We start from the raw sequence: 23,699 nt of genomic DNA, 5'->3' as shown, positions 1-23,699 counted from the left end.
TGCGGATCAATTCAGCCAACATAAACAAAATTTTGCCACAACAGTCCTTGTAAATCTAGCTAGAAGTTGCTGAATAAATCTAAAACCCTTGTTGGATAAAACTTTTAGACTTTTTTTCCCTCAAAAATTGCCAACCATTGGAGTGATCGGGGGTAAAATTCAGGCACTTTTTCCCTGAAAATTAGGTAACTGACCCCCTCAAAATCCGTAAAACCCCACAACGTACCCCCACGAAAAACTTTTTGCTGCAAACCCTAGCTAAACAGGTTTTATTGCTGAAATATCCGGCGTAATGTTGGTTGGTCAGTCAACTTATTCAACTGATTTTGAGAAAATAAAAACGACCAACTCCTAACCCCACCAACAAACTTTTTGCTGCAAACCCTACTTATTGACTAAAAATTAAGATTTTACCGCTAACAGTTGACAATCAATGATCGACCCCGAAGATGGCTCTTCTCGGTTCTGTGTGATAAGTTTAACCTACTATATGATTGATCGATCTTTGTGTCCTCTGTGTCTCTGTGGTTCCTTTCACTCCCGCGCCAGCAGAAATGTATCTTAGAATACATTTTACTCACCAAATCCAAGAGAGCCGATAAGCAATTAAGCTCACCGGTGTGTTGGAAGATTAGAGATTGTGCCAAAATGGAAAAAGCGACCCAATGATTACAGGCAAATTGTTCAAGAAAGGATCGAGTAACCGTGACTGATACCAACCTAGATATACTATCCCTGACCGATCCAGCGATCGCAGGGATTCTGCAAAAAGAACTGCAACGTCAAAGAGATCACCTAGAATTAATCGCTAGTGAAAACTTTACCTCCGCTGCTGTCATGGCCGCCCAGGGTTCGGTTTTAACCAATAAATATGCGGAAGGACTGCCCAAAAAACGCTACTATGGCGGTTGCGAATACATTGACGAAGCGGAACAATTAGCGATTGATCGGGTTAAACGATTATTTGGGGCAAACCACGCTAATGTACAACCCCACTCCGGGGCCCAAGCTAATTTCGCCGTTTTTCTGACCCTCTTGCAGCCCGGCGATACGATTATGGGTATGGATCTCTCCCACGGTGGTCATCTTACCCACGGTTCCCCCGTCAACGTTTCTGGGAAATGGTTCCGGGTAGTACAGTATGGAGTAAGTCCCGAAAACGAGCGCCTGGACTACGATCTCATCCTTGACATCGCCCGCAAGGAAAAACCCAAACTAATTATCTGCGGTTATTCTGCCTACTCGCGCCGGATTGATTTCGAGAAATTCCGCACCATCGCTGACGCAGTGGGGGCCTACTTGATGGCAGATATCGCCCATATTGCTGGTTTAGTGGCCACTGGTCATCATCCTAACCCCCTACCCCACTGTGATGTAGTCACTACCACCACTCACAAAACCCTGCGCGGTCCTAGGGGGGGGTTAATTATGACCAAAGATGAGGAATTAGGCAAAAAATTCGATAAATCTGTCTTCCCCGGTACCCAAGGCGGTCCCCTAGAACACGTGATTGCGGCGAAAGCGGTGGCTTTTGGGGAAGCATTGAAACCGGAGTTTAAAATCTATTCGGGCCAAGTAATCGCTAATGCCCAAGCTTTGGCCGGTCAGTTGAAGGCTAGAGGGATTAAAATTGTCACCGATGGTACGGATAATCACTTGATGTTACTCGATTTGAGATCCGTGGGCATGACTGGGAAAGAGGCTGATCGTCTGGTGAGTACCATTAATATTACCGCTAATAAAAACACTGTTCCCTTCGATCCCGAGTCTCCCTTTGTCACCAGTGGTCTGCGCTTGGGTTCCCCGGCTATGACCACCAGAGGACTAGGAGAAACGGAATTTATTGAGATTGGCAACATTATCGCCGATATTCTCCTTAATCCCGGTGATGAAGCCCTGAGAACTGCTTGCCGTCAACGGGTAGCCAAACTCTGTGAAAGCTTCCCCCTCTATCCCCATCTCCATATTTCCGTCCCCGCCTTGGCCTAAAAAGAGAGATAATAAAAATTCATAATTGGCGATTGCCTGTCAGTGGCCAATTGTGAATTAAATCGCCCCCCAATTCCCATGTCCGGAGATTTATACTATCTAATTGCTTTTCTGATCGCCCATACCGTGGTACTTTGGAGTACCCCCCTCGTCAGAACCGTCGGACTGAAAAGCGGTTACGTCGATAAACCCAACGAAAGGAAAGTCCACGAAAAACCCATGGTTCGACTGGGGGGAGTTTCGATCTTTATTGGCGCTTTAACTGCCCTCCTAATCGTTTGGTGGTTGGGAGGGTTTGCTGGTTTAAAAAGCGATCGAGAATGGGAAGTGTGGGGTGTAACCCTAGGCGGTTTGGGATTTTTCCTCATCGGTTTAGCGGATGATCTTTTTAATCTTTCGCCCCTCAATCGTCTGGTAATGCAGTTTAGCGTCGCTTTTCTAGCTTGGCAAGCCGGCGTTAGGATCGATTTTCTCTCTATTCCCTTCGGCGATTTATTACAAATTCATTGGCTAAGTTTACCGATTACTCTCCTCTGGTTAGTGGGGATGGCTAATGCGATTAACTGGATTGACGGTTTAGATGGATTAGCGGCGGGGGTTTCGGGTATATCTGCCGTGGTGATTTTGATTGTAACTTTGGTGATGGGACAACCGGCCGCCGCTATTATTGCCGCAGCTTTAGCCGGTGGAGCCTTGGGTTTTCTGCGTTACAATTTTAACCCCGCTCAAATTTTTATGGGGGATGGTGGGGCCTATTTTATGGGTTTTACCCTGGCGGGTGTGGCGGTGATTGGATTGGCTAAAACCACTGCTGTGACTACTGTTGCCGTTACCGCCGTCTTACTACCCTATCTCATCCTCGCGGTTCCTCTCCTCGATATGTCCACGGTGATTATTTCCCGTCTCAAACGCGGAAAATCCCCTTTTGTGGCTGATAAACGTCATTTACACCATCGTTTACTGAAAGCAGGTATCTCTCACCGTCTGACAGTATTATTTATCTACGCCCTCACTCTCTGGGTGGGCAGTTTAGCCCTCGGTTTTTCCAATGTTCCCAGTGGTTGGGGTTTTGCCTTTGGTGCGACTCTCCTCCTCGGTTATGTCGGTTGGCAAGTCTGGCGCAATCGTGGCAGTGAACCGTAAGCGGTCTTAAACTAGAAAAAAGATTGATAATTAAGATAGCGGCAGGATAACTCTGGGAGTTTAGCAAATGTCTAACGAAACCGTAACTTATTCCCTTGAAACGGTCCTCAAGGAAATCAAAGACAGCATCAAGGAAGTCAACCACAAAGCTGATAGAATCGATCAACGTCTGACAAAATTAGAAATCGGACAGGCAGAACTTAAAGGAGAAATTAAAGCTTTAGATGAGCGACTAAGCACAAAAATTGACGGATTGACCGCTAGAGTTGCCTATCAAGAGTTTACTAATCGAGGCATTTTAATCGCCCTTGTTGTTGCTATTTTAGGAGGAGCAGCTAAACTTTTTGGGTTTATTGGCAACCCCTAGAAGTTGCCCTTAGCATCATAAATTTTTCCTATATTATTTTTTCAGCAAGCTCTAATTGGCTCTTCGTTACCCTTTATGCTGAATCAACAGACAAGATGCCAAGACAACATACTTCTAACCCAAAAATTCCGAAAGTTTCTAAAGCCATAGCCTCTCCGTTTTATTAGTTTAAGTTTATTGTTGATTCCCTCGACCACCCCATTCGTGGTCCTTCGCTCGAAATAACTAATAATTTCTCCAAACCAGTTTCGGATTGTTTGACAACTCTTAGTAAAAACACTGGAGGATTTTGCCAACCATTCCGAGATGGATAGCATTCCCTCTGTCGGATTCTCTGAGGTTTCATAAATCTTTCTAAATTCTTCCTTTAATTCCTGCATCTTTTTCAAATTTGGAAAATTTTCTTTGATAGCTTCTAGTTTAATTTTTTGGGTTTCCGTTAAATCTTTTTCATTTTTTAACAAGCTATATTTACTTCGCTTTAAAACTTCTAGCTTTGCTTCTTTTTCCGCTTTCTGTTTTTTATTTTTCTGCGCTTCTACCGCTCTTTTTTCTGCTTTTCTCTGTTCGTCTAACTCTTGATTAATTTGTTTCATTACATGGAATCTATCGGCGACTACCTCGGCCGATGGCATCAATTCTTTCACCAAATTTTTATAGGGCAACCAAAGGTCTATGCTGACTTCTTCAATTTGCTCTAATACCTCTTTTCCCCACCCTGTAAGCGTTTCCCTCAATTCTTCTTGTGTTCGCTTCTCTAGAATAGCTATTAGTTTTCCCGTATCTAAATTTACTAAAACCGCACAGTAATTTTTTTGTCCTTTGACTAGAGCGATTTCATCAATTCCTAGTCTTTTTAATTTCGATAGGTCTGTCTCTGTAATTTCTTCAGCTATGTCCTCTATCATTCTTTGAATCTCTTCTTCCGTTACGTCATTTCTTCGGCTAACATTTAAAATATCTCCTGATTTTAATTGTTCGAGTATATTCTCGGCTAGTCTTTTCGTATAGGTTCGTTTCTTGCCGACAAAATCTAACTCTTCGCTAAAGGGTTTCTGACAATTACCGCACTTAAATTGACGACGATTAACTTGTAGGTACACTGGTTGTCCTGAGATTGGTAAATCTTTGACTAAATGTCGATGATTTTGGTGTAGTTTATCGCTCTCTAACCCACAACGAGGACAGATTGCTTTTTGATTTTTCGATTCGACTGGTCAAACTATATCGATATTTTCTAGGTGTCGATAGCCTTGAATACAGGTTCCTTGTAGGTTCAAAAATTTGTCCAGTATCATAAGTAAAATAATCTCGTTTTTGGCTATTATATCAAATCTTAACTCAATTGTCTATCTTTTGGTATTAACTTATTTGTGCCTTAAGTGTTTTCCTGTATAGATTTCAGCTACTTTTAGGCGTAGGCAGTCTCATCGATTTTTATTTTAAGTTAATTATTTGCATAACAGTTACCAAAGAGCCTTAAAAACTGATTATTTGTTCCCTTTTGCCTCTTGCCTTTTGCCTCTCCTCATAACTAGCCTGTACTCAACGGATTTAGTATGATATAGCGTTATCCCGAACTCAGGTTAGTTTAGGTAAAGTGATGGCTAAAGTTCCTCATACTTCCTTTTCAGCGATTGCTATTACTTTTTTAGTCATGAATCTTTCTAACCTGTTGGGGCAGGTTTTTGGGGCTTTTTTATGTCTGAAATGGAAAAACAGCACTTTTTCTTGGTCAATGATTACGATAAGTTATAATTTAGAAATTAATCAACAACTAAAGCTTATGCTTGTACCTAAGTGAAATCATTGATTAAGAGACCTGTACTTTTCAATAACTTTTTCAGCAGCCCCTACCTACCAAAAAACCCAGCGGGAAAATTTCCCCACCGGGTCAAAAAGGCAAAAGTAAAGAATTATTTCTGATCAGCCTTTTTGCTTGACTTATCACCCATTTTGTACTTACGCAAGAAGCGATCGACCCGGCCTTCCGTATCGATCATCTTCTGGGTTCCCGTATAAAAAGGATGATTACCCGACCAAACCTCCACATGAATTTCTGGTTTTGTCGAACCCACCGTCATCACCAGTTCACCATTACAGATCACCTTCGCTTCCGGATACCAAGTAGGATGAATTTTCTTCGGCATAATAAACCTCTCTATTAACCTAACGTTTCGAGTATTGAGGCGCTTTACGCGCTTTGTGAAGACCGTATTTTTTCCGTTCCTTCGCCCGGGGATCCCGAGTCAGATAACCTTCACTCTTGAGGGGAGGACGATTTTCCGGGGCCAATTGACATAAAGCTCTAGCGACACCCAATTTCACTGCGTCCGCTTGGCCGGTCAAACCACCGCCCTCGGCCTTAACGATGATATCATACTCGTTTTCCAGTCCCAAAGTCTCCAGAGGAGCCTTAATCGTCTGGATATAGGTGGGAATGCGGTTAAAATGGGTTTCCCCATCGCGACCGTTAACGGTAATTGCCCCCGTCCCCGGCACGAGACGCACGGAAGCGACCGCCGATTTGCGTCGTCCCGTTCCCCAATAAACTACCTTATTTTTACTGTCCGTGGCTTGCATTGACTTAATTTCCTCCTGCGGGAATCGTATTAATCGCTAAAACTTCCGGTTGTTGTGCCTGATGGGGATGTTCCGCACCGGCATAAACTTTCAGTTTCGTGAACAATTTCCGACCTAAGCTATTTTTCGGGAGCATTCCCTTAACAGCGTGTTCGATAATCCGTTCGGGAATGCGTTTTTGCAGTTTATCGAAGGTTTCTACCTTCATACCACCCGGTCTGCCGGAGTCGCGGCGATAAACTTTCTGTTGGCGTTTTTTGCCCGTCACCGTCACTTTTTCGGCGTTAATAACAATGACAAAATCCCCCGTATCCAGATGGGGGGTGAAGGTGGCTTTATTTTTGCCCCGTAGAATCATCGCGATTTCGGTGGCCAGACGACCTAGACGCTGATCGGCCGCATCAATGACGTACCATTTCTGCTCTAGAGTCTCTAAATTTGGTAGCGGTGTTTTGTTCATGGTCAGTTTGCCTTGCTTTACAAAAATTAATTTTTTTTATTGCCCACCTGGGGGTTAGGGTTTTAGGGTTTTAGGGTTTTAGTTGAAATTTCCCTATCTCCCTATTTCCCTATTTCCCTATTCCCCTATCCCCTCTGCTCGGAAATAATAAAGAGGCTGAGTCTCGCACCAGACGCTATCGGCAAAGGGAAAATCAGCGTAACCCACCCGCAGTAAACATAGTCCTTTAGCTGGTGCGGCGTATTTGACCAATTCTCGGCGCTGATTGACCCAGATGTCGGTAAAGTTTTCTAGCGATCGCTCGCCAGTTCCCACCTCCACCAACATTCCCACCAATAGCCGCACCATCCCGTACAAAAAGCCATTGGCTTGAATTTCCATCTGTACAAACGGCCCTTGACGGTAGCATTCCACCCCCTGTACTTCTACCCAGGAATGGTCACGACTAGAGTTGGCACGGTGAAAGGCGGCCAGATGGTGCTTACCCAATAGGGGCTGTAAGGCCCTGGCCATCAAATCGGCATCGAGGGGACGATGGTAGTAGTGCCAACTAAAGGGGCTAACAAAGAGATTGGGGATGGAGTCGGTATAGAGGGTATAACGATAACGTCGCCAGAGGGCCGAGAAACGGGCGTGCCAGCGATCCGGAACCTGGGCCGAGGCCCGAATGACGATATCGTCATCTAGCCGAGCATTGAGAACCTTAGCCCAATGGGCAGGTGGGATCGGACTCTGCTGCTGGAAATGGGCAACCTGGGCGGCGGCGTGAACACCGCTATCGGTACGTCCGGCCCCGTGCAGAGTGACGGCATGACCGAGAATATCGGCCAGAGCCTTCTCGATTTCCTCCTGCACGCTCCTGTGATGGGGTTGCCTTTGCCAGCCGTGGAAATTAGTTCCCACATACTGGATAACTAGGGCGATCCGCGACTGGGGGCAAGCTGTCATCGTTACATCAGTTCGATAATCGCCATGGGGGCATTATCCCCGCGACGGCGTAGGGTACGCACGACCCGGGTATAACCGCCGTTACGGTTGCCATAACGGGCTTGGGCGCCTTCAAAGAGGGCGTGAACCAGTTGTTTGTCGTAGATGTAGCCCATAGCTTGGCGACGAGCGCTCAGGGAACCGTCTTTAGCTAGGGTGATAATGTGGTCTACCTCTGCTCGCACCGCTTTCGCTTTCGCTAGAGTGGTGGTGATCTGACCATGGCGAATTAGCTGGGTGGCCAAGCTGCGCAGCAGTGCCTTTCTTTGGTCAGCCGGCAGACCCAATTGAGGCACTTTACACCGATGTCTCATGGTATTTTCCTGGAATTGGGTTTACTTGCTTTTTTCTTGGGGTAGGGTGATACCTAACCGTTTTTGTAGGGCTTCAATGACTTCTTCGGCCGATTTCTGCCCAAAGTTTTTGATTTCTAAGAGATCTTCTTGGCTGTAATCGAGGAGGTCGGCTACGGTGTTGATCTGCGCTCGCTTTAGGCAATTGTAGGCGCGCACGGATAATTGTAGTTCCTCGATCGGAATTTGGTTTTCTTGGTTGATCTCTTGGTCGTCAAAGTTACCAGAGGATTCGAGGGCGTTGAGATCCTTGAGCGGGTTAAAGAGATTAACCAGCATATCAGCCGCTTGGGAAAGGGCTTCTTTGGGGTTAATGCTCCCGTTTGTCCAAATTTCTAAGAGCAGACGATCTCTAGCTTGACCGCTTTCGGAACGGATATCTTCGACGCTGTAGTTGACTTTGGTTACGGGCATAAAAATCGAGTCGATTTGCAGAAAGTCTAGCGAAGTGGCTTCGTCTTTACTGCGATCAATTGCCCGGTAGCCTTTGCCTTTTTCCACACGAAATTCCATCTCTAGCTTGGCCCCTTCGGCCAGGGTGGCGACGTACTGATTGCGATCGACTATCTCAACTTCTGAGGGTAAATCGAATTGTGCCGCCACTACTGTCGCCGGTCCAGTTGCCACTAAACGCCCGATTTGGGTTTGATTGGTGTAGCTTTTGAGGATGATTTCTTTCATGTTGAGCATGAGTTCCATCACGTCCTCGCGTACCCCCTCGACGGTGGCAAATTCGTGATTGACTCCCGCGATCCGCAGGGCCGTCACGGCCGCTCCTTCCAGATTGGAAATGAGAATCCGTCTTAGGGCATTACCTACGGTCGTACCCTGGCCTCTTTCCAGAGGTTCTAGTACGAATTTACTGTACTGACTCTGATTCTTGTAAGTTTTTGCTTCTACACACTCGATTTGAAATTGCGCCACCGATTGACCTCCCTTGTTCAGTTATCAGTTATCAGTTATCAGTTATCAGTTTTCTTTGGCTTTCAGCCTTTAGCTTTCGGCGTTCGGCTTTTTGAGCAGATGGTCTTTGACGACCGGATTCTGCTGCTGATGCGCTCAAAGCTAACGGCTGCTGGCCTCAAGATCTCTGTCACCTGAAAAAGCTGTTCACTGTTTACACTCTCCGGCGTTTGGGAGGACGACAACCATTGTGGGGGATAGGAGTCACGTCCCGGATCAGGGTGATTTCTAATCCTGCTCCTTGCAGGGCTCGGATTGCGGTTTCCCGTCCTGCCCCGGGGCCACTAACCATCACTTCTAGTTGACGCATTCCCTGTTCGATCGCTCGGCGGGCAGCGTTATCAGCGGCGGTTTGGGCGGCGAAGGGGGTTCCTTTTTTGGCTCCTTTAAAACCACTCGATCCCGCCGATGCCCAAGAGATCACATCGCCTTTGGTATCGGCGATCGTGACAATGGTGTTGTTGAAGGTCGATTGAATGTGAGCGACTCCGGTAGGAATATTTTTCTTCTGTTTTTTCGGTCCGGTTTTTTTGGTTGGTCGCGCCATAGTTTTTCTTGATTGGGGGATATCGCAATGAATAAAAAATTATTTCTTGGAGGGGGCTTTTTTCTTCCCTGCCACTGTCACCCGACGACCGCGACGGGTCCGCGCATTGGTTCGCGTCCGTTGCCCGCGCACGGGTAATCCTAGCCGATGCCGACGACCTCGATAGGTGCCGATATCGGCGAGGCGTTTGATGTTCATCGCCTCCCAGCGTCTCAAATCCCCCTCGATTTGATAATTTGTTTCGATATAAGTCCGTAGCGCCGCCACGTCTTCATCGCTGAGATCCTTGACCCGAGTGTCAGGGTTAACACCCGTCGCGGATAAGACTTCTTGGGAACGCGATAGACCCACTCCGTAGAGGTAGGTCAGGGCTATTTCCACACGCTTATCGCGAGGTAGGTCTACACCAGCTATCCTTGCCACGCTTTTTTTTTCTCCCTATGAACGATTTTTTTTCCAAAAACGACTACAATTAACGGTAACGATTCTCTGCCCCAAGACAGTGACTTTGGTGGTTTAACCTTGTCTCTGTTTGTGTTTGGGGTTAGAACAAATTACCATGACTCGACCGCGCCGACGGATGACGCGGCACTTTTCGCACATTTTTTTGACAGACGCTCTAACTTTCATGCCTAACTATTTTGGCAACACTGCAAGCTTATTATTATATCAGATTTCTTTTACCTGTGTCACCTATTTTTTTTAAATAAATTTGGCTGCTTATTAGGCTTTTTGGCTTTTCTGCCCCTCTTTATCGCTATTTTTTCTGATTTTTCAGGCGATAGGTAATTCTGCCTTTGGTTAGGTCGTAGGGTGTGAGTTCCACTTTGACTCGATCGCCGGGGAGGATTTTGATATAATTACGACGGATTTTGCCGGATATATGGGCTAAGACGTTGAAACCGTTATCTAAATCTACCCTAAACATGGCGTTAGGCAAAGATTCGGTGACGGTTCCTTCCATTTCGATGAGATCTTGTTTAGACAAAGTTAATTCCTCAAATTTACTGGAGACAATTTAATGATCGGCAGCAGCAACCGTGCTGTTAGCACAATCGCCCCAATATAGCTTATCACTGATCAGTTATTAGTGATCAGTGATTCAGATGCGAGTTTTCAGTTCACAGCAAAAAAGCACCCCATCTTCCCTCTCTCATCTCCTGACTCCACTCTCCACCCCCATCTCCCCACTACTAGGCAGTATTTAAGGAGTAATATTTAGATAATCAAAAGCTTAACATTGCCGTCTTTTCACTGATTACTGATTACTGTTTACTGTTGACTGAAAAGCTAGATTATTCTACGACAATTCGCCATTCATGGAGTTCGTATTCCACACAACCATTCTCGATTAAAGGATCGCGAACTATAATTGCTTGGGCTTCCTCAAGAGAATCGGCCTTAAATAATAACATTCCGCCGCCCCTTTCTGCCCAATAACCACTTTTTGCTGCTCGTCCTTGGCTAATTAAATCACGCACATAGTCCTTATGGGCGCTGACATAGCGATCGAAGGTAGTTTTATCAACAATGCCTTTTTCTATCTTGACAAACCAGGGCATAAATTTCCAGTAGGCTAGGACGGATTAACAACCCTATAATTATACCGATTAATCTTGGCCGTCGATGCTGCCATGTAACAGAGCTAAGCTCTTCCTAATTTAAATTGCTTGTTGAGACGAGGCAAGGGGCAAGAGGCACTCATGCAACCCCCCCAACCCTAGTAGGGTTGATTCATGAATCAACCCTACCTTGAATCAACCCTACTAGCAGGGGGACGAGGGAGATTCGGCTAATCTAAGAATAAGCGGTTTAAATACGTCTTAGCTTATAAGTAGTCGTGCAAAATTAATTTCCTAGTCAAGATAGGCAAAAGGCAAGAGGCAGGAGGCAAGAGGTGGTTAGATATGTGTAATTAATTTTGCTTAGGTACTTACAATTAGCTTAGAGTTGTGGAAGACTGCTAGAATCGAGGTGACAGCTTCATTTCTGTAGCTTTGCTTGTTTCCATGAATCAACCCCAGGGATCTCTATTTTTTATCGCGCTTTTGCCGCCGCCAGAAGTACAGGAAATTGCCACAAAAATCAAGTTAGAGTTTGCAGAAATTTACAATAGTCGCGCTGCCCTGAAATCGCCTCCCCACGTCACTCTCCAACCTCCTTTCCAGTGGAATTTAGGACAATTACCGGATTTAGAAAGATGTTTAGAGGAATTTGCTGGCTTGCACTCTCCTATTCCCCTGATTCTCCAGAATTTTGCCGCCTTTAAACCGCGAGTCATTTATATTAATGTCCAAAAAACCCCGGAATTATTAACTCTGCAAAAACAGCTTTTACAGCAGCTAGAATCTTCCTTGAATATCAGCGATAACGTCTCAAAAAGCCGAGCTTTTGCGCCCCATTTAACCGTTGGCTTCCGAGATTTAACTAAAGATAATTTCTGGAAAGCTTGGTCAAAATATGCTAATCAAGAGCTATTTTTTGAGGTGATGATCGATGAAATTACCCTCCTAATTCATAACGGTAAGCACTGGGAAATTTATCGGCAATTTTCTCTATAATCCGGACTCTTGCAGGTTTCTATCTACAGAGGAGGGAGTTATAGTGGTAAAATAGGAGAGAGCAGTTTTTAAAGCTTCATTTCAGGCTTTTTGGCGAAATTTTAACCTATAGAGCGATTTTATGGCGACTCCGCCGCTCTGAAACCTATGTTACTCAAAAATCCCCCGAAAATCTCCCCCAATCTGATCAAACAGCTAGAAGCGATCCTCGGCAAAGATGGAGTCATCCGTCGCAAAGATGAATTATTAACCTACGAGTGCGATGGTATCACAGGATACAGACAAAGACCCGCTCTTGTGGTACTGCCCCGCAGCACAGCAGAAATTGCGGCGGTGGTGAAACTCTGTCACGATAACGAGATTGCCTGGGTGGCGAGGGGGGCAGGAACGGGCCTATCGGGAGGGGCGTTACCCTTAGAAGAGGGGATTCTCATCGTCACGGCGCGGATGAATCAGATTCTCAGGGTTGATTTAGATAATCAAAGGGTGGTGGTGCAGCCCGGGGTGATTAATAATTGGGTGACACAAGCGGTAAGCGGGGCGGGATTTTATTACGCACCGGATCCCTCTAGTCAAATTATCTGCTCGATCGGCGGTAATGTGGCGGAAAATTCCGGCGGGGTTCACTGTTTAAAATACGGTGTCACTACCAATCACGTTATGGGCTTAAAAATCGTCCTTCCCGATGGTTCAATTATCGATGTGGGGGGAGCAGTACCGGAACAACCGGGCTACGATTTAACCGGTTTATTTGTGGGTTCCGAGGGAACTTTAGGCATTGCCACGGAAATCACCTTAAGAATCCTGAAAACTCCGGAATCTATCTGTGTTTTACTGGCTGATTTTACCAGTATCGAGGCGGCGGGCCAAGCGGTGGCGGATATTATTAAATCGGGAATGATTCCGGCGGGGATGGAGATTATGGATAATCTCAGTATCAACGCCGTGGAAGACGTGGTGGCTACCGGCTGTTATCCCCGGGATGCCGAGTCAGTTTTATTAGTGGAATTGGATGGTTTAGGGGTAGAAGTCGCCAAGAATAAACATCGGGTTGCCGAGATTTGCCGTCAAAATGGGGCGAGAAATATCACCACCGCTAATGATGCCGAAACCCGCTTGAAACTCTGGAAGGGCAGAAAAGCGGCTTTTGCGGCGGCGGGGAAAATTAGCCCTAATTACTTTGTGCAAGATGGGGTGATACCGCGCACTCAATTGGTGTCTGTTCTTCAGGAAATTAAGGCTTTAAGTGAAAAATACGGTTATAAAATCGCCAATGTTTTCCACGCTGGGGATGGCAATTTACACCCGTTGATTCTCTACGATAACAGGGTAGAAGGGGCCTGGGCAGAAGTGGAGGAATTAGGCGGTGAAATTCTCAAGCTCTGTGTGCGGGTTGGGGGCAGTTTATCGGGCGAACATGGTATCGGCATCGATAAAAATTGTTATATGCCCTCTATGTTCAACGAGATTGACTTAGAAACTATGGGCTATGTGCGGGATTGCTTTAATCCCAAAGGTTTGGCTAACCCGGGGAAATTATTCCCCACCCCGCGCACCTGTGGGGAAGCCGCTAATGCCAAAATACAAGGGTTTGCGGGGGTGGATGTGTTTTAGGTTATCGGTAAATATTGACTGATTACTGATTACAGTCCACCTTGGGGTCCTAGGGGCAGATTGATATTAGAGGGGAAAACTGGGACTTGTCTTTCTAGAAAGCGTTGAGTGACTAATTCTCGGAAAATCTCTAGGTCTTTTTGCCATTGTCCCAGATATTGTTTGAGCAGATTGAATCGATCGCGGCCCTCGGCCAGATTATAGTTAAAGTTGCCGGCAAATAATAGCGCCCCTAAAATTTTGCCATCGGGTAATTGTAATTTTGCCTCGTTAATCGCCAGGGATAGCTGAGAGGTTTCTAACTGATAAAATAGATTGATGCCGGCTTGTAGAGGGGCTTTACCGAAATTGTGCCAGGGACCGGGGGCCAGAAGAGTTTCGGTGATGTATTTTTTAGCGGCATCGGGGCTATTCGGGAGAGGAACAATACTTTTCGGGGCGATACTCAGGGCTTGATATTCGGCTAAAGGGAGTTTATCTAGATATAAACCGACAATTTCTGGCAGTTTCAGGTTCAGGCTATCGGGGGATTTAATTATCTCCACAAAGGTAATTGTTCGGGGTTGGGCGACGATGCTGATACCATTTTGAAAATTAACTTGAGCGTAATTAGGATTGAGTACCGGCTGGCCATTTAATTCCCAGTCGGGGGGAACTATTCCCGAATATTTGAGGAAATCAACCGTTAACATGGCGGGATTGAGGCTTTTGGCGGTAATTGCGATGGCAAGTTCTTGTATTTCTCGCAAACTAGCCAGAGCTTGATTGGAGTTATTGTCAGTGGTGGCAATCATCAATTTTGTCCTTGGATATTTAAGTTTTGTCTCTAGGGTTACAGTTAAATTATTCCTGGTCTCGGTGGCTTAGTGACTAATCAACTCAGACACAGGACAAGAGAGCCATTCTAGATAAGTATTACTCAATTCTTTCACGGCTAATTCATAGAATCTCTGACCGTGTTCGGGAGTCGCTAAAGCAGGATTGGAACCCATACGACCATCGGGGTAATTTCGGCGAAAATTAGCCGCACCGTAAATACCATGACCAGAAGCCACTTTTTCTGATAAAAAGGCGTTTTTACGGCTCTCAGGGTAAAGATACTGAGTTAATGCCACTTCGCTCGGTGTGGCGTGGGAACCCTCCTGATCTCCATACAATTCTTTGGCTAAAAGATAAACTTCTCGCACCATAAACCAATTGGCCACTTGACATTTAACCTCGTTTGTGTTAGGCAAATTGAGGGAATCCAAATGATAATAGGTTTCCGAAAAAGCGGCCTTTAGGGTGGCAATATTGCCCCCGTGACCATTAATAAAGAAAAATTGACGAAAACCGGCCCTAGCTAAACAAGTCACATAGTCGAGGATGACTTGAATCAAAGTGCTAGGACGAAGACTAATTGTACCGGGGAAAGCCGTGTGATGTAGGGCCATACCGACATTTAGGGTCGGTGCTACCATTGCTCGTACCTGTGTCCCTACTCCTTTAGCGATCGCCTCAGCACATAGGGCATCTGTACCAATTAGTCCCGTCGGCCCGTGTTGTTCCGTGGAACCGATAGGAATAATAATTCCCTGAGATTGTTCTAGATAGGATTCCACCTCTAACCAGGTAGATAACTGTAATAACATTCGGCTCTAGCCTTCCAAAACGAATGCGGGTTGACCAATTGAGATAAAATTAAGACGAATAATCAAGTATTTTTATGTTAACCCTTGACAACCCCCCCTTGTCGGCGAGTACGGATTTCGTTCCCAATCATCGGATTTTAATCGTTGAAGACGAAGAAGTGATTCGGGATATGATTATTTTGGCTTTGGAAGAAGAAGGTTACGAGGCGCTCGGTGTTAGTGATGGTCGCGCTGCTCTAGAATTATTGCAAAGTCAAGAATCTAGTAATCACGGTGAATCTCGGTTTGATTTGGTCGTTTTGGATTTAATGTTACCCCAAATCAGTGGTCTTGATATCTGCCGTCTGTTGCGCTATCACGGCAATATTATCCCGATTTTAATCTTAAGTGCTAAGGCCAGCGAAACCGATCGAGTTTTGGGTTTAGAAGTGGGTGCCGATGATTATCTGACTAAACCCTTTAGTATGCGAGAATTAGTCGCTCGTTGTCGTGCGCTGATTCGTCGTCAAGGATTTACTTCCCTAACGACTGCTCCCGTGCGAAAATTCCGCGATGTTCTTCTCTATACCCAAGAATGTCGGGTGACGGTGCGAGATGAAGAAGTTAACCTTTCTCCTAAAGAATTCCGTCTCCTTGATCTATTTATGAGTTATCCGCGCCGAGTTTGGTCAAGAGAGCAGTTAATTGAACAAATTTGGGGACCAGATTTTTTAGGAGACACCAAAACCGTCGATGTTCACATTCGCTGGTTACGGGAAAAACTGGAAATCGATCCCAGTCAACCAGAATACCTGATTACTGTACGCGGTTTCGGTTATCGTTTTGGCTAGGTGAGCGATTATATTTTCAAATTTAGCGATCGCTGCTTTCTGGGATAATGACTATTTTCGCTTTTATTTTCGGAGTAGTTTTAGGTTTGAGTATTTGTTATTGGCAAGTCTCACGCTTAAATGGAGAGTTAAAGCGAAATCTAATCGCTCTCTCGGATTCGGTGGATTTATCGGCCTCTTTTCCCGTTACCTCCCTGGTGCGTCGAGAATTACAGTTTCTCTCCCAAAGTCTGCAAGAGCGAGAAAAGAGCTTAGAAATTCAGAAATCCTTGCTAGAACTAGCACCGATCGCCTATCTTCATATAGATGCCGATAATCAGCTACTCTGGTGCAATCAACAGGCAATTAATCTCCTCAAACTCGATCGCTGGCAGCCAGATCAAGTGCGTCTGCTACTGGAATTGGTGCGCTCCTACGAATTAGATCAATTAATTCAAGAAACTCGCCAAAAACAGAGTCCACAGGTGCAAACTTGGACTTTTTACCCGACTAATTATCCTGTCACCTCCATTAGCGATCGCCAAGTGACTGCTCCTAAATCGATTGCCTTGAAGGGTTACGGTTATCCCTTGCCAGAAGGTGAAATCGCTGTATTTATCGAAAATAGACAGCCTTTAGTGGAATTGTCGCAAAATCGCGAGCGAGCTTTCTCTGACTTAACTCACGAGTTACGCACTCCCTTAACCTCCATTTCTCTGCTTACCGAAGCTTTACAAAAACGCCTCCAAGCTCCCGAAAGACGCTGGTTAGAACAAATGGGGAAAGAAGTGGAGCGTTTGAGTCAATTAGTGCGTGATTGGCTAGAAATCAGTGAATTACAAGCGGATGCGGGGCGATCTTTACAATACCAGATGATTAATCTAAAGGAGCTAATCAGCACCGCTTGGCAGACTGTCACCCCAATAGCCGCCCAAAAACAGATTAGCTTAGATTATTCCTCTTCGGTGGATTGGACGGTAGAAGTCGATCACTCTCGTCTGCTGCAAGTTTTCCTAAATCTTTTTGATAATGCCATTAAGTATAGTCCTGAGCGGGGGAAAATACGCCTAGAAATTCGAGAAATATCCAATACCGTTGGGGAAAAATGGCTAAAAATTGACGTTATCGACAACGGAAAAGGATTTAACGAAGCCGATCTGCCCTACGTTTTTGATCGCCTCTTTCGCGGTGATCCTTCCCGCACCCGTCAAAAACAAGGCACAAAGGATTATAGTACCGGTTTGGGTTTATCGATTGCTAAAGAGATTGTTCAAGCCCATGGCGGTTCGATCGTCGCTCAAAACGACCCTAACACCGGCGGCGCTCGCCTACAAGTTACTCTCCCCCGTCAAAAAAAGGAGGTGGAAGTTTTTCAGTGAAAAGTAATCCGTAATCAGTGACTTGAAAACTCAGATCTGACTCCTGAGTTCAGAAATTTAGGTTGAAAACCCCGTCCTAAAAGGACGGCCTTGTGCTATTATGTTCATAATTGGTTCCGACCGTGAGAACGCGAGGAAACAGGTTAAACGTCCTAACTCCGTAATCTAAAAATTTCTAACAGTCAATGGTGTTTAATTAAGTCCCAACTGTCAGAACACAAAACAATTAAATACTGTGGGACACACAGAAATTTACGCTTGGGGAGTAGTCTTTAAGAGTGCTTGCCTTATAGGTGTAGTCAGACTAGATATGAAACTGTAAGTCCAAAGCTAACTTAGTTAGTTAGTAGAGGCTGGATTCAGCCCAAGAATCTCCGCACTTTTAGGGCGAAGAGTGTCAAATTAAAGAATAAGCCGTCAGGCAAGATAGGAAATTTTAAGAACAGTTAACTGATTTAGTACACACCGAGAGGAACAAAAGCGTCATGGGTTTATTCGATCGCCTTAGCCGAGTTGTCCGAGCTAACCTCAATGATATGGTGAGCAAGGCTGAAGATCCAGAAAAAATGCTGGAGCAAGCTGTCAGTGATATGCAAGAGGATCTAGTACAGGTACGTCAAGCGGTTGCTAGAGCGATCGCTGAACAACGACAAACGGAACAAAAATACAGCAAAGACCAGTCAGAAGCCAATAAATGGGAACAAAGAGCCAAATTAGCCCTTTCTAAAGGGGATGAAAACCTCGCTCGGGAAGCTCTTAAACGCAAGAAAGATTTCACGGAAACCGCCGCCATTCTCAAAAATCAACTGGATCAGCAAACAGTACAGGTAGATAGTCTAAGAAAAAACCTGATTGCGCTCGAAAGTAAAATTTCTGAGGCAAAAACTAAGAAAAATATGTTAGTAGCTCGCTCCAGAGCTGCAAAAGCCAACGAACAACTCCAAAAAACCCTCGGCAGTATCGATACCAGCAGTTCCGTGTCCGCTTTTGAGCGCATGGAAGAAAAGGTTGTGCAGTTAGAAGCTAGTAGTCAAGCTTACGGTGAATTGGGTGGCATCGGCATCGAAAATCAATTCGCTGCACTAGAATCGGGTAGCGATGTGGAGGATGAATTAGCAATGCTAAAAGCACAAATGTCCGGGGGAGAGGGAGTATTACCGGGTACAGCTTCTAATCAACCCACTTTACCCCAAGCAACCACCGTCAGGGATTCGGCAGTGGATGCGGAATTAGAGGAATTGCGATCAAAGTTGAAAGAAATGTAAAGCTTTGAGAGCGTCGAGACGTACTATCTAGGGTACGTCTCTAGGGTGCTAAACCCGGTTATTAAAAACTGATTATTTATTCCCCAAGAGAGTCCTAATTCTTACAAGGATAGGGAGACAAGGTAACACAAAATCTCTCTGATGAACAATTAGAACCATTTTATTTAAAGCCGCACCCTACAATAAAAGGTGTGGCTCGTACCCAAATTTTCAGTCAAGCACCCATACCATCCAGTCAATTTCAACAGTTTAAGCTTCGCCCTGCTGTCATCCTATCAACTAATGATATTAATCAAATTTGAGATGATGTAATGGTTGTTCCTTGTGCCTCTCCAGACTCGACAGTATGACCGACTTCGCTGATCCATTGGGCAATTTCTGCGGGGGATGCGGTGGTTTCTACCGTGACGATTTTATTAGCTACATCCACCGATATTTGGGCTGCCGGTTGCTGATTGTTAATCGCTTTAGTAATGGTATTAGCGCAACCTTCACAGGCAATACTAGGCACTTTTAGGGTAATTGTCATTGTTGTAAGTCCAGTAACTTATAAGTAGTCGTAAAAAATTAATTTCTTGGTTAGGATAGGCGATCAGCAAGAAGTAGTTAGATCTGTGTAATTAATTGTGTTAAGTAAATTATAGCTGAAAACTAGCATAAATTGTCAGAGGTAGCTGATTTTTTAAGAGTTTATTTACCATTTCAGCACTGCCGCTTCGATCCCCTGTTCCAGACGCAGTTTACTATCTTTTTCTAGCCATTGGATGACCTGTTTATGGGTTAATTCTTCTAGGGTTACTCCCGTATCTTCGGCGATTATTTTTAGTAAGCGTAGGGAAGAAATCGTTAAACGAGTCAGGAATTTTTCGGGAGAAGTCAAGAGGGCAGCGTCCACATCTGCGGATTCTTCTGGGGTTAAAAATTGTCTGTTTTCGATCATAGTTTTATTTGGTTTCCATCCAATTGTCACCGGCTTTTATTTCTACCAAGAGAGGGATCGTCAAGGAGACAGCTTCTTCCATAATCGTCTTGATTTTTGACTCTAGGGATGGCCATTCTTCCCTCGGTACTTCCAAGACTAATTCATCATGGACTTGCAGCAGTAATCTCGCTCGATAATTTTGCAGTACCTCTGCCAACTTTACCATCGCTACTTTAATAATATCAGCACTGGAACCCTGAATGGGCGCATTAGCAGCCGATCTTAATAATTGTGCCTCCTCGTTGTTGAGTTTGAGGCTATCTAAATCGATGTCATGTAAGGACAGTCCTCGCAGTCTTTTTAAGAGGGGATTATCAAAGTTAAAATAACGTCTTCTACCCAAAATTGTTTCTACATATCCCTGAGCGATTGCTTGTTTTTTGCTATTCTCTAAATACTCAAATACTTGGGCATAACGTTGATGATATTTTTCAATAAATTTTCTGCCCTGTTCTACGGTTAATTTTGATTCACGGGCGAATTTTTGCGCTCCCATGCCATAAATAACCCCGAAGTTAATTGTCTTTCCTAAACTGCGTTCTTCGAGGGTAATTTCCCCTTTATCAAAGAGCAATTGAGCGGTGACTTTATGAACATCTTGATCATTACGATACGCTTCTAATAAAACTGGTTCTTGACTGAGATGAGTAAGAATTCTTAACTCAATTTGTGAGTAGTCCGCTGACACTAATAAGTAACCATCTTCGGGGATAAAAGCTTGACGGATTCGCCGGGAAAATTCACTGCGAACGGGAATATTTTGCAGGTTAGGATTAGAGGATGATAAACGTCCAGTGCTGGTGATGGTTTGATTAAAATCTGTATGCACTCGTGCGGTTTTTGGTTCGGCTAATTTCGGTAAAGCATCCACATAGGTGGATTTTAATTTGGATAAGGTGCGATGTTCAAGGATATAATCAATTAGGGGATGATCGCCTTGTAATTTTTCTAAAACACTTTGATCGGTGGAGTAACCTGTTTTAGTTTTTCTGGATTTTTTGCGATTGAGTGCCAATCGATCAAAGAGGATTTCACTTAACTGTTTAGGAGAGCCAAGATTAAAAGTTTCTCCGATGGATTCATAGGCTTTTTTTTCTATGTCTGCTAAGTCTCTTTCTAGTTGCTGGGACAAGTTTTTTAGATAATTGACATTAATTTTTATACCATAATTTTCCATCTGCCACAGCACCATCACTAAGGGAGATTCTACTTCTGAGAATAATTGATATAAAGAGGGAATTTTAGTTAATTCTGTTTGTAATTTTTCTTGAAGTAAATAGGTAGCGTAGGCATCTAATCCGCAGTAGTTAGCAGTGGTAGAGATATCTAAATCAGCGATGGTTTTTCCCCCAGGAATACCGAGACTTTTATAACTAAGGGAAGTGATACCTTCCAAATAGCGATCGCATAAATCTTCGAGATTATGAGTTAGTTCGGGATGGAGGACATAACTAGCCACCATCGTATCAAAAACTAGACCTTTAACGGTAATTCCTTGATGATAAAAAACATCAATATCAAATTTCGCATTCTGGAAGACTTTCGGATAATTATCACTGGCTAAAATTGGGCGTAATTTTTCGAGGACTATCTCTAGATTTAAATTATCACCGTTCTGGTGGCCGATAGGAATATAGGCCATAGCATTTAATTCTTTTCCCCAACAGCAACCGATCCCAACTAATTTGGCTACACGAGGATTTAAATCCGTGGTTTCGGTGTCCCAAGCGACGGGAAATTGCGGATTAGTGAAAGTTGTTAATTTTGCCAGTAGAGCATCTAACTTAGGAATAGTATCAATAATATCGGGAGCAATTAGAACCGGTGGAGAAATAGGGGATAAATCAAACAGAGATAATTGATTAGAATCAGCATCGCTAGTTAATTCTAGGGTAGGAGTGCCACCTAGATGCTGTTGAATTTGATCGAGTTTCTGGAGAATTTTCTTTAACTCCAATCTTGCCAATAAAGTTTTAACTAAACGCTGATCGAAACCTCGGAGACGAAATTTATCCTCTTCGAGGCTAACGGGGGCATCAAGGGCAATTTTAGCTAAATAGCGAGAACTTTCGGCGGCAGTTTTGCCCTCTAATAATTTAGTTTTTACCATTCCCTTGATCGATTGCAGATTGGTATAAATATCCTCTAAGTTATCGTATTTTTTTAATAAATCTATCGCTGTTTTTTCGCCAATTCCGCGCACTCCGGGGATATTATCAGACTTGTCACCGCAAAGAGCCTTAAAATCTACTACCTGTTTTGGTGTCACCCCTAACTTTTCCGTGACAGCTTGGGAATTGAATTCTGTATAACCCTGTCCCGATGTACTTTTGACTGCATTAATATCCAGATAGAGAACTGTGGTTTTTTTCTCCTCATCTACCAATTGAAATAAATCTCGATCGCCTGTTAAAATCTTGACTGTATAACCATGATCGCCAGCTTGTTTGGCCAAAGTTCCTAAAACATCATCTGCTTCGTAACCCGGGGAAGTCACAATAGGAATATTCATCGCTGCCAAGAGACTTTGCAGATTAGTTAAATCGGGGCGAAATTCTTCGGGAGTTTCTTGCCGATTAGCCTTATAATTAACATCAGCTTCGTGGCGAAAAGAAGGGACTGCTAAATCAAAAGCGACCGCTAAATAAGTGGGTTTTTGAGTTTCTAGTAACTGCATCAGAGAGTTTAAAAACCCAAAACAAACACTGGTGGGAATGCCAGTAGAAGTACGCAGAGGTCCCGAACGAGACTTAGCAAAAGCATAATAGGCACGAAAAGCCAAAGAATGCCCATCAATCAGGATAAATAGCTTATTTTGCTCGCCACTGGTCATAATCTAGCCTCTTTAGTCCTATCAAAATAATACTAAATATTGTATAAAATTTACATTCCCTATTTTGCCCGAATTTGCCCAAATTTGACAAGGGGGTTTTTTCTGTATTAGAGTATAACAGATGCTGGCATTGTTCTAACCTTAAATCTTTCTATCTCTTTACAGACGGCGGATGCCTGTGCTACCAATCGCATCAAGATCATTTACCGGCATCCTGCTTGTACCACTAGGGAACTATCAGAAAAATGCCGATTACTGTAGGCTCTGTTTTAAAGCTGTTAGCGACGAAGGGAATTATACTAAATCTGGTTATTAAAGACTGATTATTTATTCCCCTTTTTGGATGAGATGAGTAGAAAACGGGTTTCTCGGAGAAACCCGTTTTCTGTGCGTTACTCAACGGATTTAGTATTATGCTACACTAGCATCAATATCTATTCAAAAAGGCTTGTAATTTATGACTCCTCATCTTTCTCTTAGCCAAATTATAGAATCTATCAATCAACTTTCTTTAGAAGAACAAAACCAATTATTAGAAAAATTAGCGCAGAAAAAACAACAACAAGAGCATCCACTGCTCAATATACCAGCTACACTAACCTATAACCCCCTCTTAGATGAAGTCATAGAGAGTATAGAAACCTATCGTCAAAAAGTTGACCAAGAAGACAGTCAACAAGTTGAAATACCGTGACCCAATATATATTAGATACCGATCATATAACCCTACTGCAAAAACTACATCCGCACTTAGTTCGGAGAGTAGCGTCTATCAATCCTGATGATCTTGCTATAACAATTATTACTTTAGAAGAACAAGTCAGAGGATGGTTCAGTGTGATCAGAAAATACTCTCAAAGCAATCAATATGAAAAGTTAATCAAAGGGTATCAAGGTTTGAGAGATGTAGTTAATTATCTGAGCAAATTTAAAATTGTTAACTATACCTTAGAAGCTCATTATCATTTCAGAGAATTACGGGAGCAAAAAATTCGTATAGGAACACAAGATTTAAGAATTGCATCGATTAGTTTATCAGAAAACAGTATTTTAGTAACACGCAATTATCGTGATTTCTCTCAAATACCTAATTTACGCCTACAAGATTGGACAATATAAAACTCTGTAGGGATGACTAGGAAAATTGTTACATTTTTTAAACATTACCGAGCCATTATTCAGCCATTAGCCTTGAATCGGCGATCGCTGATCACTGATACTTAACACCCCGTC

27 protein-coding genes and 2 pseudogenes are annotated in these 23,699 nt (G+C 44.0%); 12 read left to right on the top strand and 17 right to left on the bottom strand.

Features of this window, described 5'->3' with window-relative positions; translation table 11 throughout:
- Nucleotides 1–705 precede the first annotated feature (705 nt).
- From glyA to ACE3JL_RS09485, 3 genes are all read left to right on the top strand, one after another.
- Entirely contained in the window at nucleotides 706–1,989 is a 1,284-nt protein-coding gene (glyA, locus tag ACE3JL_RS09495) for a serine hydroxymethyltransferase (protein WP_271991949.1), read from the top strand.
- A 78-nt stretch (nucleotides 1,990–2,067) separates the two neighbouring features.
- Complete coding sequence (locus ACE3JL_RS09490; RefSeq protein ID WP_271991948.1) at nucleotides 2,068–3,132, top strand: glycosyltransferase family 4 protein; 1,065 nt, start codon at nucleotides 2,068–2,070, stop codon at nucleotides 3,130–3,132.
- A gap of 67 nt (nucleotides 3,133–3,199) precedes the next feature.
- Nucleotides 3,200–3,499: a DUF4164 domain-containing protein gene (locus tag ACE3JL_RS09485; RefSeq protein ID WP_271991946.1), complete on the top strand. Its 300-nt coding sequence runs from the start codon at nucleotides 3,200–3,202 to the stop codon at nucleotides 3,497–3,499.
- Nucleotides 3,500–3,582: 83 nt separating this feature from the next.
- On the opposite strand, the pseudogene ACE3JL_RS09480 reads toward ACE3JL_RS09485, so the two are convergent.
- A pseudogene (locus tag ACE3JL_RS09480) lies at nucleotides 3,583–4,797 on the bottom strand (ISL3 family transposase).
- Nucleotides 4,798–5,075: 278 nt separating this feature from the next.
- On the opposite strand from ACE3JL_RS09480, the pseudogene ACE3JL_RS09475 reads away from it, so the two are divergent.
- Nucleotides 5,076–5,303: pseudogene (locus tag ACE3JL_RS09475) on the top strand (IS5/IS1182 family transposase); the annotation flags it as partial.
- A 112-nt stretch (nucleotides 5,304–5,415) separates the two neighbouring features.
- Here the strand turns inward: ACE3JL_RS09475 and rpmE are convergent.
- The 6 genes from rpmE to ACE3JL_RS09445 all read right to left on the bottom strand — a co-directional run bounded on the left by rpmE (nucleotide 5,416) and on the right by ACE3JL_RS09445 (nucleotide 8,806).
- The gene (gene rpmE / locus ACE3JL_RS09470; RefSeq protein WP_002760058.1) at nucleotides 5,416–5,649 is read right to left on the bottom strand and encodes a 50S ribosomal protein L31; all 234 of its coding nucleotides are present in this window, start codon (nucleotides 5,647–5,649) and stop codon (nucleotides 5,416–5,418) included.
- Nucleotides 5,650–5,668: 19 nt separating this feature from the next.
- Nucleotides 5,669–6,082, bottom strand: a complete 414-nt coding sequence (rpsI, locus tag ACE3JL_RS09465; protein ID WP_002737094.1) for a 30S ribosomal protein S9 — start codon at nucleotides 6,080–6,082, stop codon at nucleotides 5,669–5,671.
- A 4-nt stretch (nucleotides 6,083–6,086) separates the two neighbouring features.
- Nucleotides 6,087–6,542 (bottom strand): 50S ribosomal protein L13, encoded by a 456-nt coding sequence (rplM, locus tag ACE3JL_RS09460; protein WP_002780818.1) that lies wholly within the window; start codon nucleotides 6,540–6,542, stop codon nucleotides 6,087–6,089.
- Nucleotides 6,543–6,659: 117 nt separating this feature from the next.
- Nucleotides 6,660–7,490 carry a tRNA pseudouridine(38-40) synthase TruA gene (gene truA / locus ACE3JL_RS09455; RefSeq protein WP_375329342.1) on the bottom strand — a complete coding sequence of 277 codons (831 nt, stop codon included), beginning with the start codon at nucleotides 7,488–7,490 and terminating at the stop codon, nucleotides 6,660–6,662.
- A gap of 2 nt (nucleotides 7,491–7,492) precedes the next feature.
- Complete coding sequence (rplQ, locus tag ACE3JL_RS09450) at nucleotides 7,493–7,843, bottom strand: 50S ribosomal protein L17 (RefSeq protein WP_002766099.1); 351 nt, start codon at nucleotides 7,841–7,843, stop codon at nucleotides 7,493–7,495.
- 21 nt (nucleotides 7,844–7,864) lie between these two features.
- Nucleotides 7,865–8,806, bottom strand: coding sequence for a DNA-directed RNA polymerase subunit alpha (locus ACE3JL_RS09445; RefSeq protein ID WP_150976240.1), 942 nt, complete (start codon nucleotides 8,804–8,806; stop codon nucleotides 7,865–7,867).
- Between the two features lie 3 nt (nucleotides 8,807–8,809).
- On the opposite strand from ACE3JL_RS09445, the gene ACE3JL_RS09440 reads away from it, so the two are divergent.
- Entirely contained in the window at nucleotides 8,810–8,983 is a 174-nt protein-coding gene (locus tag ACE3JL_RS09440) for a hypothetical protein (protein ID WP_375329341.1), read from the top strand.
- A 16-nt stretch (nucleotides 8,984–8,999) separates the two neighbouring features.
- Here the strand turns inward: ACE3JL_RS09440 and rpsK are convergent, their stop codons facing one another.
- The 5 genes from rpsK to ACE3JL_RS09415 all read right to left on the bottom strand — a co-directional run bounded on the left by rpsK (nucleotide 9,000) and on the right by ACE3JL_RS09415 (nucleotide 10,954).
- Entirely contained in the window at nucleotides 9,000–9,392 is a 393-nt protein-coding gene (gene rpsK / locus ACE3JL_RS09435) for a 30S ribosomal protein S11 (protein ID WP_002735413.1), read from the bottom strand.
- Nucleotides 9,393–9,431: 39 nt separating this feature from the next.
- A complete protein-coding gene (gene rpsM / locus ACE3JL_RS09430; RefSeq protein WP_002735415.1) occupies nucleotides 9,432–9,815 on the bottom strand; it encodes a 30S ribosomal protein S13 in 384 nt (127 codons plus the stop codon).
- A gap of 93 nt (nucleotides 9,816–9,908) precedes the next feature.
- The gene (gene rpmJ, locus ACE3JL_RS09425; protein WP_012593611.1) at nucleotides 9,909–10,022 is read right to left on the bottom strand and encodes a 50S ribosomal protein L36; all 114 of its coding nucleotides are present in this window, start codon (nucleotides 10,020–10,022) and stop codon (nucleotides 9,909–9,911) included.
- A 127-nt stretch (nucleotides 10,023–10,149) separates the two neighbouring features.
- Nucleotides 10,150–10,380 (bottom strand): translation initiation factor IF-1, encoded by a 231-nt coding sequence (gene infA / locus ACE3JL_RS09420; RefSeq protein WP_002737109.1) that lies wholly within the window; start codon nucleotides 10,378–10,380, stop codon nucleotides 10,150–10,152.
- Between the two features lie 307 nt (nucleotides 10,381–10,687).
- Complete coding sequence (locus tag ACE3JL_RS09415; protein ID WP_288025766.1) at nucleotides 10,688–10,954, bottom strand: YciI family protein; 267 nt, start codon at nucleotides 10,952–10,954, stop codon at nucleotides 10,688–10,690.
- A gap of 447 nt (nucleotides 10,955–11,401) precedes the next feature.
- On the opposite strand from ACE3JL_RS09415, the gene ACE3JL_RS09410 reads away from it, so the two are divergent.
- Both ACE3JL_RS09410 and glcD read left to right on the top strand, forming a co-directional pair.
- Nucleotides 11,402–11,953: a 2'-5' RNA ligase family protein gene (locus ACE3JL_RS09410; protein ID WP_375329340.1), complete on the top strand. Its 552-nt coding sequence runs from the start codon at nucleotides 11,402–11,404 to the stop codon at nucleotides 11,951–11,953.
- 147 nt (nucleotides 11,954–12,100) lie between these two features.
- Nucleotides 12,101–13,567: a glycolate oxidase subunit GlcD gene (gene glcD, locus ACE3JL_RS09405; RefSeq protein ID WP_375329339.1), complete on the top strand. Its 1,467-nt coding sequence runs from the start codon at nucleotides 12,101–12,103 to the stop codon at nucleotides 13,565–13,567.
- A 29-nt stretch (nucleotides 13,568–13,596) separates the two neighbouring features.
- Here the strand turns inward: glcD and ACE3JL_RS09400 are convergent, their stop codons facing one another.
- Together ACE3JL_RS09400 and ACE3JL_RS09395 are read right to left on the bottom strand one after the other, a co-directional pair.
- Nucleotides 13,597–14,361 (bottom strand): hypothetical protein, encoded by a 765-nt coding sequence (locus tag ACE3JL_RS09400; protein ID WP_375329338.1) that lies wholly within the window; start codon nucleotides 14,359–14,361, stop codon nucleotides 13,597–13,599.
- 69 nt (nucleotides 14,362–14,430) lie between these two features.
- On the bottom strand, nucleotides 14,431–15,198 hold the full coding sequence (locus tag ACE3JL_RS09395) for a creatininase family protein (protein ID WP_271992259.1): 768 nt from the start codon (nucleotides 15,196–15,198) through the stop codon (nucleotides 14,431–14,433).
- Between the two features lie 74 nt (nucleotides 15,199–15,272).
- Between ACE3JL_RS09395 and ACE3JL_RS09390 the strand changes: the two genes are divergently transcribed.
- From ACE3JL_RS09390 to ACE3JL_RS09380, 3 genes are all read left to right on the top strand, one after another.
- Nucleotides 15,273–16,028 (top strand): response regulator transcription factor, encoded by a 756-nt coding sequence (locus ACE3JL_RS09390; protein ID WP_271992257.1) that lies wholly within the window; start codon nucleotides 15,273–15,275, stop codon nucleotides 16,026–16,028.
- Between the two features lie 47 nt (nucleotides 16,029–16,075).
- A complete protein-coding gene (locus ACE3JL_RS09385) occupies nucleotides 16,076–17,386 on the top strand; it encodes a cell wall metabolism sensor histidine kinase WalK (RefSeq protein ID WP_271992255.1) in 1,311 nt (436 codons plus the stop codon).
- A gap of 485 nt (nucleotides 17,387–17,871) precedes the next feature.
- A complete protein-coding gene (locus ACE3JL_RS09380; RefSeq protein ID WP_271992253.1) occupies nucleotides 17,872–18,651 on the top strand; it encodes a PspA/IM30 family protein in 780 nt (259 codons plus the stop codon).
- Between the two features lie 292 nt (nucleotides 18,652–18,943).
- Here the strand turns inward: ACE3JL_RS09380 and ACE3JL_RS09375 are convergent, their stop codons facing one another.
- From ACE3JL_RS09375 to polA, 3 genes are all read right to left on the bottom strand, one after another.
- Nucleotides 18,944–19,180, bottom strand: a complete 237-nt coding sequence (locus ACE3JL_RS09375) for a heavy-metal-associated domain-containing protein (protein ID WP_271992252.1) — start codon at nucleotides 19,178–19,180, stop codon at nucleotides 18,944–18,946.
- Between the two features lie 165 nt (nucleotides 19,181–19,345).
- Nucleotides 19,346–19,591 carry a hypothetical protein gene (locus tag ACE3JL_RS09370; RefSeq protein WP_271992251.1) on the bottom strand — a complete coding sequence of 82 codons (246 nt, stop codon included), beginning with the start codon at nucleotides 19,589–19,591 and terminating at the stop codon, nucleotides 19,346–19,348.
- A gap of 4 nt (nucleotides 19,592–19,595) precedes the next feature.
- Entirely contained in the window at nucleotides 19,596–22,466 is a 2,871-nt protein-coding gene (gene polA / locus ACE3JL_RS09365) for a DNA polymerase I (protein WP_271992249.1), read from the bottom strand.
- A 457-nt stretch (nucleotides 22,467–22,923) separates the two neighbouring features.
- On the opposite strand from polA, the gene ACE3JL_RS09360 reads away from it, so the two are divergent.
- Both ACE3JL_RS09360 and ACE3JL_RS09355 read left to right on the top strand, forming a co-directional pair.
- Nucleotides 22,924–23,160: a hypothetical protein gene (locus ACE3JL_RS09360; protein ID WP_271992248.1), complete on the top strand. Its 237-nt coding sequence runs from the start codon at nucleotides 22,924–22,926 to the stop codon at nucleotides 23,158–23,160.
- A complete protein-coding gene (locus ACE3JL_RS09355) occupies nucleotides 23,157–23,585 on the top strand; it encodes a type II toxin-antitoxin system VapC family toxin (protein WP_271992246.1) in 429 nt (142 codons plus the stop codon). The genes ACE3JL_RS09360 and ACE3JL_RS09355 overlap by 4 nt, the downstream gene beginning before the upstream one ends.
- Nucleotides 23,586–23,699 lie beyond the last annotated feature (114 nt).

The sequence above is a fragment of the Microcystis sp. BLCC-F210 genome, assembly GCF_042134685.1.
Classification (GTDB): domain Bacteria; phylum Cyanobacteriota; class Cyanobacteriia; order Cyanobacteriales; family Microcystaceae; genus Microcystis; species Microcystis aeruginosa_D.
Note: the sequence above shows the minus strand (reverse complement) of the source record. Positions and strands in the feature narration are given on the sequence as shown.